13 protein-coding genes are annotated in these 14,734 nt (G+C 38.8%); 11 read left to right on the top strand and 2 right to left on the bottom strand.

Annotated elements, in window-relative coordinates; translation table 11 throughout:
- Positions 1-57 precede the first annotated feature (57 nt).
- On the bottom strand, positions 58-2,883 hold the full coding sequence (gene uvrA / locus PARC_RS01965; protein WP_010553786.1) for an excinuclease ABC subunit UvrA: 2,826 nt from the start codon (positions 2,881-2,883) through the stop codon (positions 58-60).
- A gap of 162 nt (positions 2,884-3,045) precedes the next feature.
- On the opposite strand from uvrA, the gene PARC_RS01970 reads away from it, so the two are divergent.
- The 6 genes from PARC_RS01970 to PARC_RS01995 all read left to right on the top strand — a co-directional run bounded on the left by PARC_RS01970 (position 3,046) and on the right by PARC_RS01995 (position 9,589).
- Positions 3,046-4,413 (top strand): MFS transporter, encoded by a 1,368-nt coding sequence (locus tag PARC_RS01970; protein ID WP_010553785.1) that lies wholly within the window; start codon positions 3,046-3,048, stop codon positions 4,411-4,413.
- Positions 4,414-4,433: 20 nt separating this feature from the next.
- Positions 4,434-5,159 (top strand): single-stranded DNA-binding protein, encoded by a 726-nt coding sequence (gene ssb / locus PARC_RS01975; RefSeq protein ID WP_010553784.1) that lies wholly within the window; start codon positions 4,434-4,436, stop codon positions 5,157-5,159.
- Positions 5,160-5,571: 412 nt separating this feature from the next.
- Positions 5,572-6,288 carry an arsenical resistance protein ArsH gene (gene arsH / locus PARC_RS01980; RefSeq protein ID WP_010553783.1) on the top strand — a complete coding sequence of 239 codons (717 nt, stop codon included), beginning with the start codon at positions 5,572-5,574 and terminating at the stop codon, positions 6,286-6,288.
- Between the two features lie 9 nt (positions 6,289-6,297).
- The gene (gene arsB / locus PARC_RS01985; protein WP_010553782.1) at positions 6,298-7,314 is read left to right on the top strand and encodes an ACR3 family arsenite efflux transporter; all 1,017 of its coding nucleotides are present in this window, start codon (positions 6,298-6,300) and stop codon (positions 7,312-7,314) included.
- Positions 7,315-7,475: 161 nt separating this feature from the next.
- Entirely contained in the window at positions 7,476-7,745 is a 270-nt protein-coding gene (locus tag PARC_RS21980; RefSeq protein WP_096058045.1) for an ArsC/Spx/MgsR family protein, read from the top strand.
- Positions 7,746-7,825: 80 nt separating this feature from the next.
- Positions 7,826-9,589, top strand: a complete 1,764-nt coding sequence (locus PARC_RS01995) for an EAL domain-containing protein (protein ID WP_010553781.1) — start codon at positions 7,826-7,828, stop codon at positions 9,587-9,589.
- 3 nt (positions 9,590-9,592) lie between these two features.
- Here PARC_RS01995 and PARC_RS02000 read toward each other — a convergent pair whose 3' ends face one another.
- Complete coding sequence (locus PARC_RS02000; RefSeq protein WP_010553780.1) at positions 9,593-10,501, bottom strand: 1-aminocyclopropane-1-carboxylate deaminase/D-cysteine desulfhydrase; 909 nt, start codon at positions 10,499-10,501, stop codon at positions 9,593-9,595.
- Positions 10,502-10,577: 76 nt separating this feature from the next.
- Here PARC_RS02000 and PARC_RS02005 point away from each other — a divergent pair, with 76 nt between their 5' ends.
- Genes PARC_RS02005 through mshL form a run of 5 tightly spaced genes read left to right on the top strand, consistent with a single transcriptional unit; the run spans position 10,578 to position 14,732 of the window.
- Positions 10,578-11,501: a hypothetical protein gene (locus PARC_RS02005; RefSeq protein WP_007586312.1), complete on the top strand. Its 924-nt coding sequence runs from the start codon at positions 10,578-10,580 to the stop codon at positions 11,499-11,501.
- A complete protein-coding gene (locus tag PARC_RS02010; protein WP_225305713.1) occupies positions 11,498-12,097 on the top strand; it encodes a PilN domain-containing protein in 600 nt (199 codons plus the stop codon). Before PARC_RS02005 ends, PARC_RS02010 begins: the two co-directional genes overlap by 4 nt.
- Positions 12,094-12,789 carry a hypothetical protein gene (locus tag PARC_RS02015; protein WP_010553778.1) on the top strand — a complete coding sequence of 232 codons (696 nt, stop codon included), beginning with the start codon at positions 12,094-12,096 and terminating at the stop codon, positions 12,787-12,789. The genes PARC_RS02010 and PARC_RS02015 overlap by 4 nt, the downstream gene beginning before the upstream one ends.
- Positions 12,767-13,090 (top strand): hypothetical protein, encoded by a 324-nt coding sequence (locus tag PARC_RS02020; RefSeq protein ID WP_007586318.1) that lies wholly within the window; start codon positions 12,767-12,769, stop codon positions 13,088-13,090. Before PARC_RS02015 ends, PARC_RS02020 begins: the two co-directional genes overlap by 23 nt.
- Positions 13,074-14,732 carry a pilus (MSHA type) biogenesis protein MshL gene (gene mshL, locus PARC_RS02025; protein WP_010553777.1) on the top strand — a complete coding sequence of 553 codons (1,659 nt, stop codon included), beginning with the start codon at positions 13,074-13,076 and terminating at the stop codon, positions 14,730-14,732. Before PARC_RS02020 ends, mshL begins: the two co-directional genes overlap by 17 nt.
- Positions 14,733-14,734 lie beyond the last annotated feature (2 nt).

A 14,734-nucleotide genomic window follows, 5' to 3' on the forward strand; every position in this document is an offset into this window, starting at 1 on the left:
CTTTATAACTCTAAAGTACTTAATACCGACTTTCCTTATGGTGGGTAAGCAAAACCTCTATTTATTTAATAGAGGTTTTAAGTAATGCCCAGTATGTGAACGCTCACATTCGGCTACTTCTTCTGGCGTGCCTGCAATGAGTATTTCACCACCGCCAGCTCCGCCTTCAGGTCCTAAATCGATAACCCAATCTGCTGTTTTAATTACATCGAGGTTGTGCTCAATAACAACAATTGTATTGCCGTGATCGCGCAGACGATGAAGTACAACAAGCAGCTGTTCAATATCAGCAAAGTGTAAGCCTGTTGTTGGCTCATCTAATATGTAGAGCGTTTTACCAGTATCACGCTTTGATAGCTCGCGCGCTAATTTTACACGTTGCGCCTCACCACCAGAGAGAGTAGTAGCGGCTTGTCCTAAACGCACGTACGACAAACCAACGTCCATCAGCGTTTTAAGCTTACGCGCAATAGCCGGTATTTTATCAAAGTAATCATGAGCGTCTTCAACTGTCATCTCAAGCACTTGGTGTATGTTTTTACCTTTGTATTGTACTTCGAGGGTTTCGCGATTATAGCGTTTGCTCTTACATACATCACACGGTACATACACATCAGGTAAAAAGTGCATTTCAACTTTAATTAAGCCGTCACCTTGGCAAGCTTCACAGCGTCCGCCTTTAACGTTAAAGCTAAAGCGACCTACTTTGTAGCCACGTGAGCGCGCTTCTTGTGTACCTGCAAATAACTCACGAATGCCGGTAAATATACCTGTGTAGGTTGCCGGATTTGAACGCGGAGTACGACCAATTGGGCTTTGATCAATATCGATCACTTTATCAAAATGATCTAAACCGCTAATTGATTTATAGGGTGCAGCTTCGGCAGTTGTTGCGCCATTTAGCTCTGTATGAGCAAGTTTAAATAAAGTGTCGTTTATTAACGTTGATTTACCCGAGCCCGATACACCTGTCACACAGGTCATTAAACCAAATGGGATTTTTAAATCCACATTTTTAAGGTTATTACCCGTTGCGCCAAATAGCTCTAGCCATTTATCGTTCATTGGGTGACGTTCTTTTGGTATTTCTATTCTACGTACGCCAGATAAAAACTGGCCCGTAACAGACTCTTTGCTTGCTAAAATATCGTCGCGTGTTCCTTGAGCAATAATATGCCCACCATGAACACCCGCGCCTGGGCCAATATCAATAATATGGTCAGCGGCACGAATAGCATCTTCATCGTGCTCTACCACAATAACGGTGTTGCCTAAGTCGCGCAAATGGACCAGTGTTTGTAATAAGCGGTCGTTATCGCGTTGATGCAGCCCAATAGATGGCTCATCTAGTACGTACATTACACCTACAAGGCCTGCACCAATTTGGCTTGCTAAGCGAATACGCTGAGCTTCACCACCTGATAGTGTGTCGGCGCTGCGCTCAAGTGATAAGTAATTTAGGCCAACGTTAATTAAAAACGATAAACGGTCGCGAATTTCTTTTAATATTTTTTCAGCTATTTGGCCTTTTTGTCCGGTTAGGGTTAACCCTTCAAAAAATTCCATAGCTTCACCAATACTCATGCACGTGATTGCAGGTAAGTTGGTTTTTCCAATAAATACATTTCGAGATTCTTCGCGTAAACGCGAGCCATTACAGCTAGGACATGCTTGGCTTGTTTGGTATTTAGCAAGTTCTTCGCGTACTGAGTTTGACTCAGTTTCGCGGTAGCGGCGATTCATGTTATTTAAAACGCCTTCAAACTCATGATTACGCGTAATTAAATCGCCACGGTCGTTACGGTAATTAAACGCAATTTTAGTGCTACCAGAGCCATCTAAAATAATTTTTTTCGAGTCGCTGTCTAAATCTTGATAAGGCACATCTAAATCAAAGCTATAATGCTCCGCAACGGCTTGTAGCATTTGATAGTAATAAAAACTGCGTTTATCCCAGCCTTTAATTGCACCGCCAGCAAGACTTAACTCTGGGTTATGCACTACGCGATTAGGATCAAAATATTGACGTATACCTAAACCATCACAGGTTTGGCACGCACCAGCAGGGTTATTAAACGAAAACAAACGCGGTTCTAGCTCAGTCATTGCATAGCCACAAGTAGGGCAGGCAAAGTTTGCTGAGAATAGAATTTCTTCAGCGCTGCTATCATCCATGTATGCTACATGTGCAACGCCATTAGACATTTCAAGCGCAGTTTCAAACGATTCTGCTAAGCGTTGTTGTAAGCCATCTTTTACTTTAAAACGGTCTACAACAACTTCTATTGTATGTTTTTTATGAAGCTCAAGTGTTGGTGGATCAGACAAGTCACATACTTCACCGTCTATACGGGCGCGAATATAACCTTGACTTGATAGCTGCTCTAATAACTTAACATGCTCACCTTTACGCTCTTTTACTATAGGCGCAAGCAGCATTAATTTACTGCCTTCAGGCAGTGCCAAAACAGTATCCACCATTTGACTAACTGTTTGCGCAGCAAGTGGTAAATCATGTGTAGGGCATCGTGGTTCGCCAACGCGGGCAAACATAAGTCGTAAATAATCGTAAATTTCGGTAATAGTACCCACAGTGGATCGTGGGTTATGAGACGTTGATTTTTGCTCAATAGAAATTGCAGGAGAGAGGCCTTCGATGTGATCTACATCAGGCTTTTCCATAAGCGATAAAAATTGTCTTGCATACGCAGAAAGTGATTCAACATACCGGCGTTGTCCTTCTGCATAAAGTGTATCAAATGCAAGTGATGACTTCCCCGAACCAGATAGACCAGTAATAACTATTAATTTATCACGTGGGATGGTTAGGCTGATGTCTTTTAAATTATGCGTACGGGCGCCTCGGACTTCAATGTTTTCCATGCTATCTCGTTTATTACCAAAATTATTTACTCAGTATCGCATAATACGAAGCAATATTAATCCTTGATCAATGAAAAATCCTTACTTATAGGCGATTAATTATTGCCAAGCTTATGGTAGAATCCCAACCTCAATTTTTCATAGAGTAAGATCACGCAGATAATGACCGCATCTTCACTTAATTCACGAGAAAAACGCGCCGCAGTATCGCTGGCGAGTGTGTTTGCATTTAGAATGCTCGGCTTGTTTATGCTGATGCCTGTATTGGCTATTTATGGACAATCGCTTGAAGGTTTTTCGCCTATTTGGATTGGTTTTGCCATTGGTGCGTATGGTTTAACGCAAGCCGTATTGCAAATACCTATGGGTCGATTATCCGATAAAATTGGTCGTAAAAAGGTTATTGTTGGTGGCTTAGTCGTATTTGCTATTGGCTCTGTAGTTGCTGCATTAGCTGACTCTATTCAAATGGTTACCGTAGGCCGCGCTCTACAAGGTATGGGCGCAATAGCCAGTGCGCTACTCGCGTTTGCTTCAGATTTAAGCCGCGATGAGCAACGACCAAAGGTAATGGCCGTTATTGGTATGAGCATAGGAATGAGCTTTGCCTTTGCTATGCTACTTGGGCCAATTGTCGCAGCTTCGTGGGGTATTGCGGGTGTATTTTGGTTGACTGCTATTTTAGCTGTTTTTGGTATATTTATAGTGACTATGCTAGTGCCAAATGCGGTAAATAAAGCGCCCAAAGGCGATACATTAGCAAGCTTTAGCGACATTAAAAAACTAATTAAGCACCCTCAGTTAGCACGATTAAATGCAGGTGTATTGCTATTACACTTAACGCTAACCACAATATTTGTCGTACTGCCGAGTCAATTAATTAAAGATGGCTTAGTTGCCGACCATCACTGGTATTTATATATTCCAGTGCTATTTTTAGCATTTTTATTAATGGTACCAATAATGATTGTGGCCATTAAAAAAGAGAAAGAAAAACAAGCATTTATTGGCTCAGTAGCCTTGTTAACTATTAGTATGCTAGCAATGTCGGTATGGGTTAATAGTGTAGTAGGCATTGCTGTGTGTATGCTGCTTTATTTTGTGGCGTTTAACTTTTTAGAAGCCACTATGCCTGCGCTTGTATCGCGAATAGCACCTGCAAGCCAAAAAGGTTCAGCAATGGGTGGCTACTCATCTAGTCAGTTTTTAGGCGCCTTTTTAGGCGGTATGTTAGGTGGTTATGTAGCACAAACTACAACGACGCAAGCTGTGTTTGCTGCAGCGGCACTTGTTGGGTTAATATGGCTTATTATTGCGTGGAAAATGCAAGTCCCACCCAAAAGTAAAGTTATTAGTTTAATGACCAAATTAGATTCTGAAGAGCATGCTCAAACACTTGCTTCTCAGTTAGTTGCTTTACCAGGCGTAATAGAAGCAACTGTGGTTCGCGATGAAAGTCGCAGCTATTTAAAGATTAATGATAAAGAATTTGACCTAGACCAAGCACGTAAAGTAGCTGGTTTAATCTAACATTTATAGGAGATGGTTCCATGGCACGCGGTGTGAACAAAGTAATTTTGGTTGGTAATTTAGGGCAAGATCCTGAAGTTCGTTATATGCCTAACGGCAATGGTGTAGCAAATATTACCTTAGCAACTTCGGATAGCTATAAAGATAAAAACACTGGCCAAATGGTTGATAAAACTGAGTGGCATCGTGTTGTGTTCTTTGGCAAATTAGCTGAAATTGTTGGTGAATATTGTCGTAAAGGTTCACAAATTTATGTTGAAGGTAAGCTTCAAACACGTAAGTGGACCGATCAACAAGGCCAAGAAAAATACACTACAGAAATAGTTGTAGATGGCTTTACTGGTCAAATGCAAATGTTGGGCGCACGTGGTGGCGATCAGCAAAGTGGTGGTTACCAAGGTAATCAGCCGCAAGGTGGACAACAAGGTGGTGGTTACCAAGGTAATCAAGCGCAAAGTGCTCAACAAAGCGGCGGTTACGGTCAAAATAATCAAGGCCAAAATAACCAGCAACAAGGTGGTTACGCTCCACAACAGCAAGCAGCACCTGCAGCGCAACCTCAGTCAGCGCCTGCGCCACAACAAAATAATCAATACCAACAACCGCAAGGCGGCTTTGCACCACAACAAAATAGTGCACCGCAGCAGCAAGGTGGTTTCGCTCCTAAACCACAAAATGCTCCACAAGGCGGCGCATCAAACCCAATGGAACCAACCATTGATTTTGACGACGATATCCCGTTTTAGTTCTGGAACTTTTAAAGTGTTAAGTTAAATGCTTTTATAAAGAAGCAACTTACAAACCCAGCGTAATTGCTGGGTTTTTTGTGCGCACTAAAACGTACAATGAAATAGTAGAAGTAATAATTTTCATTTTTTAATTTATCTATTGGCATGAATACCCATCTTGCAAAGCTTATTAAACGCAAAATCTACGTAAAACTATAATCCACTATTTAAATAAATACTTGAGTCATTAAAGTGATTTAATGATTACCTATATCAAATACCTACCGTAATATTTCCTATTGGCTCGAGCCTAGTTTTTTTAACTTAAAAGAAAAATTTATAAAATAGAATTTGACTCCTAATAATTTATATGTGAAATTCCATATATTCGATTTTTCATATATTCATTTCAACAAAGGTTGAGTTATAAATGTTAGAAGTTAATGGGTTACCAAATACAAATAAAGCACACAGTTTTGTTCCACACACTACAAATTTTAACGTCAGCTTTTCTGAGCATAAACCTAAAATTTTATTGTTATATGGCTCATTAAGAGCGCGCTCTTATAGCAAATTGGTAGTAGAGGAAAGTGCGCGTTTATTAACACATTTTGGTGCAGAGGTTAAAATTTTCAACCCTGAAGGTTTACCTCAAACCGATAGCGAAGATGAATCACACCCTAAAGTACAAGAGCTTCGAGATTTAATGCTTTGGTCAGAAGGGCAAGTATGGTGCTCGCCAGAACGTCACGGCGCAATGACGAGTATATTCAAAAACCAAATTGACTGGATACCTCTTAGTTTAGGTGGTGTAAGGCCAACGCAAGGTAAAACATTAGCTGTGCTGCAAGTTTGTGGTGGCTCACAATCATTCAATGTGGTGAATCAACTGCGAGTACTAGGGCGTTGGATGCGTATGGTAACAATACCTAATCAGTCGTCGGTGCCACAGGCTCATTTGGAATTTGAAGAAAATGGGCGTATGAAACCCTCTCCACTTTATAATCGGATTGTTGATGTTATGGAGGAGTTGATGAAGTTTACTTTATTACTGCGGGATCAAAAAGATTACTTTGTAGATCGCTACTCAGAACGTGTTGAATCGGCTGATAAGCTTAGTGAGCGAGTCAATCAACGTTCTATTTAGGAGGATGTAATGGGGTTGTTTGAACGATATTTATCGGTTTGGGTAGCATTGGCTATTGCTGCTGGTGTTGCTAGTGGCTCAGTAGTGCCCGAGTTTTTTAACGTTGTTGCAGGTTTGGAGTATGCTCACGTTAACCTGGTTATCGCTGTACTTATTTGGTTAATGATTTACCCAATGATGGTGAAAATCGATTTTTCATCTATTAAAGACGTTGGTAAAAAGCCAAAAGGATTGTTATTGACGGTTGTACTTAATTGGCTTATCAAACCATTTACTATGGCGCTGTTAGGTTGGCTATTTTTTAAGGGCATATTTGCAGACTGGGTCGATCCAAAAACGGCAACTGAATATATTGCAGGTATGATTTTACTCGGTGTAGCTCCATGTACTGCAATGGTGTTTGTATGGAGCGAACTTACTAAAGGCGATGCTAATTATACGCTAGTACAGGTATCTATTAACGATATAATTATGATTTTTGCGTTTGCACCTATCGCTGGTTTATTACTGGGTGTAACCGATATAACAATTCCATGGGATACGCTATTTTTATCGGTGGTGTTATATGTACTTGTACCGTTAATTTTAGGTGCGTTGACGCGTAAAAAACTAGATAACACTGGGGATCATTCTCGTCTCAATCGGTTTTTAGGCATTATGAAGCCGTATTCTATCGTGGGCTTGTTAGCGACCGTTACTTTGTTATTTGGTTTTCAGTCACAAACTATTTTAGCTAAACCTGAAGCGATTGTACTTATAGCTATTCCGCTGCTTATTCAAACTTACGGTATTTTTGCTATTGCCTATTTTACTGCAAAAAAAATGAAACTTGAGCACAACATAGCTGCGCCAGCGTGCATGATCGCAACATCGAACTTTTTTGAATTAGCGGTTGCCGTTGCTATTTCATTGTTTGGATTACACTCAGGAGCTGCACTTGCAACCGTAGTCGGTGTGTTAGTTGAAGTACCTGTGATGCTGAGCTTAGTTTGGTTCGCAAATAGAACGCGCCATTGGTTTAAGTAAGAAGAGCTAGCAGTAATTGTTATACATAATAACCCAGATAGTAGGACTTCCCGTAATGTATTAAGCACTATTAAAGCCTCGGGCTATGGGCCTGTGTAATAGAGTGTCTCAAAGAGGGTTGAACAAAATTACAATTATAGGCGCTACTTTCAGACGTAGGTATTGCAGTTAAAGCTACGCTTCGCGTAACAAAATTTCCAGCTAGAGAGCTTGCTTTACTAAAGGAGGACATAACGGAAGATACGATTTTAGAGACTATGCTTGAGTATTTGATATTAGTTGATAGGCCGATTTTTTGTACTGTAAAGGGTATAGGGCTTTGTTGCCCTAGTAAAACAGGTTTGAACTCATTAGAAAGGGAGGCAGTGGACGAGTTTTCCAAGCAGATGGCCAAGCAATACTGCCAGAGCACGATAAAGCAGAAGTATTGACTCTATACACATTGCAAATTAAACCTATCGCTTTATAAGGTCTCGTTTATGCGAGGCTTTTTTTTAAGAACTCCTTATAAATGTTTAAACTTAGTTTGAGCCTTGTACTTATGCAGATCTTGAACAACACTTTAGTTAATAATTTAACGAGTGAGTACGCCATGCAACAAAGCAAACTCTGGTTTTTAAAGCAATTCAAAGGGATTTATTTCACTTTTATAGCGTGTGTACTTCTGAGTTTTAATTTTTTATTAAACGATGCATTACATCAAAAGATACATGCGTCAGGGCAGCAATTGGTCAAACAAGTACATGAATTAAATTTAGCACCTTTGATAAATAACGAGGTGTTGCTCGCGTTGGCTAAAAGTGAAGGGTTTATGCTTGAAGCGCAGCCTTCCTCTTCACACTTTATGCATTTAGTGAGTGTTGAGCGCGAAGTATTTAGCTATAAAACACTCAGTTTGAGCTTGTATCATTATCCGGCCTGGGTGATGCAAAGTTACTTATTTTTATTGCTAAACTTAATTATTATAGGGACTGCAGGTTGGTCTTTTCGCTGGTGGAGCTTACTTAAAATAAGTCGAGAAACTATAAACACACCAACTGTCTCCACCAAAAAGGCTAAACAAAAGCAGCAAAAAACAATGTTTATTAAGCAAGTGAAAAACTGCGAACTGAGCTCTTTATATGGAGTGAACCCAGCAACCCATCACTTATTTTTACTTGTTAGCTGCAGTTGTAACTTTGATCAAAATATAGATATACAAGCGAGCTTTAACGTATTAGTGGCTAAAACATTTTCTGAACTTAGAGGGCGATCGGTAAACGTCGTTGACTCTAATTACCTAGCGATTACTTTGCGAGGCGTCCCTGTTACTGAATTAGATTGCTACGTTGCACGATTACATAAGTGTGTATTTGTATTATGTCAAAATAATCAAAAAGGTATTACTCGTAAAAATATTAAAATAGGCGCATGCGATTATAAATTAGGTGCAGACGAAATAATGGTAAATCAATTTGCAAGGTCAGCACTTACATTGTCGCAAAGTAGTTTACTGCAGCATTGCCATCGTTTACCACTGCATCATAGTCAAGAAAGAGCGCTATCTAGTGAACAAGTAATCGAAAATATTGAAAAGAATAAATTCATATTGTTTTTTCAGCCATTATTTGAACTCTCAAGTGGTGATATTTTACAGCACGAAGTCCTAATTAGAGTTCGCCACAGCAAACATGGTTTGCTTGCCGCTCGATATTTTATTAATCAAATTTATAGTGATCAAGATACCTTAATATTAGATAAGGCAGTGATAAACCAAGTTAAAAGATTAATACAAAGTGAGTCATCGGCTTTAACCGTAAGTGTAAATTTGCATCCCAATAGCTGGTTTAATGATGAATTTTGGCATTGGTTGTCCGGCCAACTGACACAATTAAAATTCAACGCCAAGTTACAATTTGAGATACGTGAAGAAGATTTTTTTACACAAAGAAAAAAAATAACGAATGCATTAAATATAATCAAAAAAAATCGCTCTCAAGTAATTATCGATAATGTACAAAATAGTGAGAAAATTACGGCTTTGATCAATCACAATGAAGTATGCGCTCTTAAACTATCGTATGAACTTGTTCGCTTAGTCCATGAGAAAAATCACAATCAAATACAAATTAAAAAGATAGTAGAGGCAGCTAAACTACTAAATTTACCAGTTTATGCTGTTGGCGTAGAAACACAAAAAGAGCTATTTATGCTCGAAAAACTAGGGATAGTGGGCGCGCAAGGGTTTTATTTTTCAGAGCCTTTGCAAGAATTTACTAAAACAGTATTTCATTAGCATTTAGATTAACCCTCTATATTTGAGCCCATCTAAACCCTGAAGCCCACCAGTATGAACAGCAATTATTTTACTCCCAGATGGGAAATAATCTTGCTCGATAAGTTGCCACAATGCATACATCATTTTTCCGCTATAAATAGGCTCAAGCGGTAAATTATAAGTGCGGCCCATATCTTGGCAAAACTGCCATAACTCAGGAGAAAACTTACCATAGCCACCACCATGAAACTCTGTGAGTAACTGCCAGTTGTTTTGATTATTAGCTTTAGCGCTCAGCTTTTTTATTTCTTCATTTAAATAATTAGCTTGTTTTAATACCGCAATGCCTATTACCTTTGTTGTCGGAGCGCTACCTTCGATTAATCCAGCAAGCGTGCCGCCACTGCCAGTGGGGCAAACTAAGTAGTTATGCTCAGGTAAGCTTTGTACTAACTCTTTACAACCTAATAAGGCATGCTCATTTGTACCGCCTTCAGGAATTATATAAGCATTGGGGAAGCGCTCTTGCAGAGCATTAAGGTAATCGGTGTCGTGGCGTTTTCGATACTCTATACGATTAACTACATGTAGGTTCATACCACAATGTTTTGCAAATTGGATTGTTGGGTTGTTGTTATCCTGTTCAGGTCCGCGAATAATCGCGCGAGTTTTTATATTAAATTCTTTTCCGGCAGCTGCACAGGCGTGAATATGGTTTGAAAACGCACCACCAAAAGTCAGAAGTTCTGTTTTATTTATCTTTTGCATGTACGCTAAATTATATTTTAATTTACGCCATTTATTGCCACTTATTAGCGGATGGAGCAAATCATCACGTTTTATACCTAAATAAATTTTTCTCTTTTTTAGAAACGAGCTATGTATTTGTTGAATATAGTTATTTTCATCTATTTTGAATGTTTCATGCATTTTTTTGGTTTTCAATTTGGCAAAGTAGTTAAAATGTACGACACTTATTTCATACACAATTAACAATAGTAGCTATATGAAAGAAAAGCTGTTTTCATGGTTAAATCGTAGTTTAGATCCAAATACAGCTATTGGTGTTGCAACTTACGCAGATACTGTTAACGCAGTATGTTTAAAAAAACAACGCGACCAATGGATGGTTCACAGTTCTCACAGTGTAAATGTGTCTGAGCAAACCGATTATACCGCTGCAATTGTTGCTTGTACAAATGAGGTTTCTACTGATATTTGTGCAGTTAATTTAGTCATACCGCACTACTTTTATCAAATAGTGCAAATGGATAAACCAAACCTTAGTGATGAAGAAATCATTCAGTCACTCCCTTGGACTACAAAAGACTTAGTTGATATAGCTTCTGAAAATATTGTGGCTGATTTTATCGATTATCCAATAACATTACCGATGCAAAGCAGCAAAATGAATGTGTTTATTACGAATAAGCTGCAACTACTTCCGTTTATAGACAGTTTTGAACAAACTAAACCTGTTTTGCGTGCAATGACCTCTGAAGAAATGGTTTTAGTTACCTTGTTTGGCTCATACAAAGAGGCGCATATGCTGATTGTGCAACATGCTAATCATGAACCTCGAATCTTAATTATTCGTGATGGGCAATTAGTATTAGCTAGGCGATTAAATGGTTTTTTAGGTATTTCAGATAAAGATCAAAATCAAGAATTGGTAGAAGCGTTAGGATTAGAAATTCAGCGTTCTATGGACTTTTTTGAAAGCCAGCTCAAGCAACCACCAATTCGCAGCATTCAGTTACAGTGCGATGATTTATCTTCATTAACTCTTAGAGCCGGGCTTGCAGAGTTTTTACAAGTAAAAGTTGTAGATTTTGAGCCTAACTTAGAATTAGCGCAGCAATTAGAGCCAAATTTTTATTATGCGCTTGGGGCAGCCTATCAATTAACAGATCCTGAGTCTGTGTTATGAAAACCCGGATTAACTTTTATCAAAAAACCTTACGCGTACGGCGAGACCCAGTCCCTTTATCGGGAATGATTACGTTGTGGTTAGGTGCGCTATTAATTATTGCAATCACGTGGGCTTTTTACAGTTATAAAACATATTCTAGTGAGCTTGATTTAGAACAAAATAGGCAATACCTCAAACAAGGAAAAGCTCAGTTAGAAGTTGTAAAACAGCAGTTAGCAGAGAAACAAAATAAAACACTCTTTATTAATGAGCTAAAAACACTTCAGCAAGAGGTTTTGCACAAGCAGCAAATATTTAGCTATTTAGAGCAAAGTTCAGATCAGTCTGCAACCGACTACGCACAGGTAATGCACGATTTAGCGAAGTATCATGAACCTAATATTTGGCTGACCCACATTAAGTTTGTAGGGCAAAGTGTGACGCTTCAAGGTCAAACATCGCAATCAAAATTCTTACCAATTTGGTTTGATAATTTAAAACAGTCGCCATTTTTTATTGATAAAGAGTTTTCAGTTTTAGAGTTATCTACGCAAGCAGGTGTGAGTGAATTTAATGTAGCGACAGACCTTAGTGATGAGGGCGATAAACCATGAGCCAAACAACAAGTAGCCAGAATAATAAAAATAAAGGTTGGCCATTATGGGTCAAATACCAAGCTCAGTTTGCATCGCTGCAAAAACGTGAGAAGTATTCCACCTTATTTGTTGGTTTGTTTATAGTGATTTACCTCGGTCTCTGGTTCGTTATTTTTCCACAGCAAGATGAAGTTGCCAACATACGTTCAAAGCACAATACAACGCTGCAAGAGTTACAGCAGATAAATGCGCAACTCTCCATGTTAAACCAAGCACTAAACTACGACTACACTAAGGTTTTACGCGGTCAAATTGCACAAACCAGAGATGAATTAGCCGAAATAAATAATCAACTTAATAGTTTTAGCCAAGGCTTTGTAGCTGCTAAAAATGTACCTGCCGTTTTAAAAGATTTGCTCGTAGATAGTAGCGACGTAAAAGTGAGTAGCTTTAATGTAAAACCAGCACGGGCTATCGATGTAGAAAAACTAGGTGAACATGATACGCAAACATTATTTTTTGAGCATCAGATGGTAGTTACTTTGCAAGGTAGCTACTTTAGCTTACAAAAATATTTAGCCGCATTAAAAAATAATCAAGATAAGTTATTAATACAAGAGTTTAGTTATCAGGTACTAGAGTACCCTCAGGCTGAATTAACTTTACAAATTGCTACAGTGAGCGCTAATGAAAAATTTATCGCGTTATAGTATTTGTACTTTGGCTTTTTACATTATTGCGCCGAGTGCGCTTGCGCAACTTCGCGATCCGACTCAGCCAAATATGTTTGTGAGTAACAATAGCCCAGTTAAGCAAAGTACAGAACTTAAATTGCAATCTATTATTAAAAACAGTACAGCATTTAAGGCCATTATTTCAGGCCATATTTATCGAGTTGGTGATGCTGTAGATGATTTTCGGGTGCTAAGCATTAACTCAAAACAGGTTGTGTTAGCAAATGATGATAAACAAATAAAATTAGAATTATATGACTATGAAATTAAAAAATAATTTATCTCATCCGTGGCTTGTTCTTCTATTGTTACCTACATTTTTAACTGCGTGCCATAGCTTTAAACCAGGTAAAGAGGTTAAAAATCATATAGAGCAAGAGTTATCTGAAAGACCTACAGAGCCTAAAGTAATTGTGCCTTTACAAATGCCAAGCGAACTTACACAAAGCTTATTGTCATCTATAAATAATGAGCAAACTATAAGTGATGATTTATCTATAAAGCGTTTTGATGTCGCAGCAAATGATGTCGAAATAGGCGCTTTTTTTGCAGGCTTAACAGACGATACCCCTTTTAGTGTTGCTGTGCATCCTGAGGTAAATGGCACAATTAATTTAAATCTTAAAAGCGTTACGTTTAATGAAGTCATTAATGTTATTAAGCGTATGTATCCTTTAGATATTGTTAATGAAGGACGAATTGTACAAGTACTACCAGCCAAAATGCGCACAGAAACAATACCTGTAAATTATTTAATGATGCAACGCCATGGTCAGTCTACAGTGAGTGTTGTTGCTGGTGGGGTGAGTCAATTTGCACAAAGTGGCAGTGGTTCTAGTGGTTCGAGTTCAGGTAATAGTAACCAGCAAAATAGTGAATTTGGCGGCGATAATCAAAGCTTAGATTTGAATGGTTCTCGAATCCAAACAATTAATAAAAACGATTTTTGGAAGGAATTAGAAGTTGCCCTTAAGTCTTTAATTGGCGCAAGCGATGGGCGCTATGTTGTTGCAAGCCCACAAGCTAGTTTGGTAACCGTAAATGCATTACCAAGCGAAATTAGTCAGCTAAAAGAGTTTTTACGTCAAAGCCAAGAAAACCTGCAACGCCAAGTTATTTTAGAAGCAAAAATAATAGAAGTAACCTTAAAAGATGAGTACCAACAAGGGGTCAACTGGGAGCGCATAGCCAGTGGTTTAGAAGGCGGTATTTCGTTTGCTACAACAGCGGGTTCTACAATTAGTAATAGTATTTCGGCTGCCATTGGCGGAGCGTCATCGCTGACAATTCAAAAGGGTGACTTTAACGGGGTTATTAACTTGCTAGAAACCCAAGGTGATGTGCAAATGTTATCTAACCCTCGCGTTACGGCTACAAACAACCAAAAAGCAGTTATAAAAGTAGGGCAAGACGAATACTTTGTTACTAATGTATCAAGTACGACGGTAACTGGTACTGCTACAACTACCTCGCCTGAGATTGATTTAACACCGTTCTTTTCTGGTATTGCGCTTGATGTAACGCCGCAAATTGACAAGTACGGCTCAGTTATTTTGCATGTTCACCCTTCAGTAACTGAAACAGAAGAGCAGCTAAAGGTAATTACTTTAGACGATCAACGTTTTGAATTACCTCTAGCGCAGAGCAACATTCGAGAATCAGATACCGTTATTCGCGCTCAAAGTGGCGAAATAGTGGTTATTGGTGGTTTGATGCAAACGTCAACACAGGATGAAGAATCAAAAACACCCGTGCTGGGTGATATCCCCATATTTGGCAACTTATTCAAAAGTATTCGTAAACGCCAAGAGAAAAAAGAACTAATTATTTTAATCAAACCAACCGTTGTTATGCCCGATACTTGGAAAAAACAACAAGGTGAAAGCCGTCAGCTTTTAAAAACATGGTATGAAAACTAACT

The sequence above is a fragment of the Pseudoalteromonas arctica A 37-1-2 genome, assembly GCF_000238395.3.
Taxonomy (GTDB): Bacteria; Pseudomonadota; Gammaproteobacteria; order Enterobacterales; family Alteromonadaceae; genus Pseudoalteromonas; species Pseudoalteromonas arctica.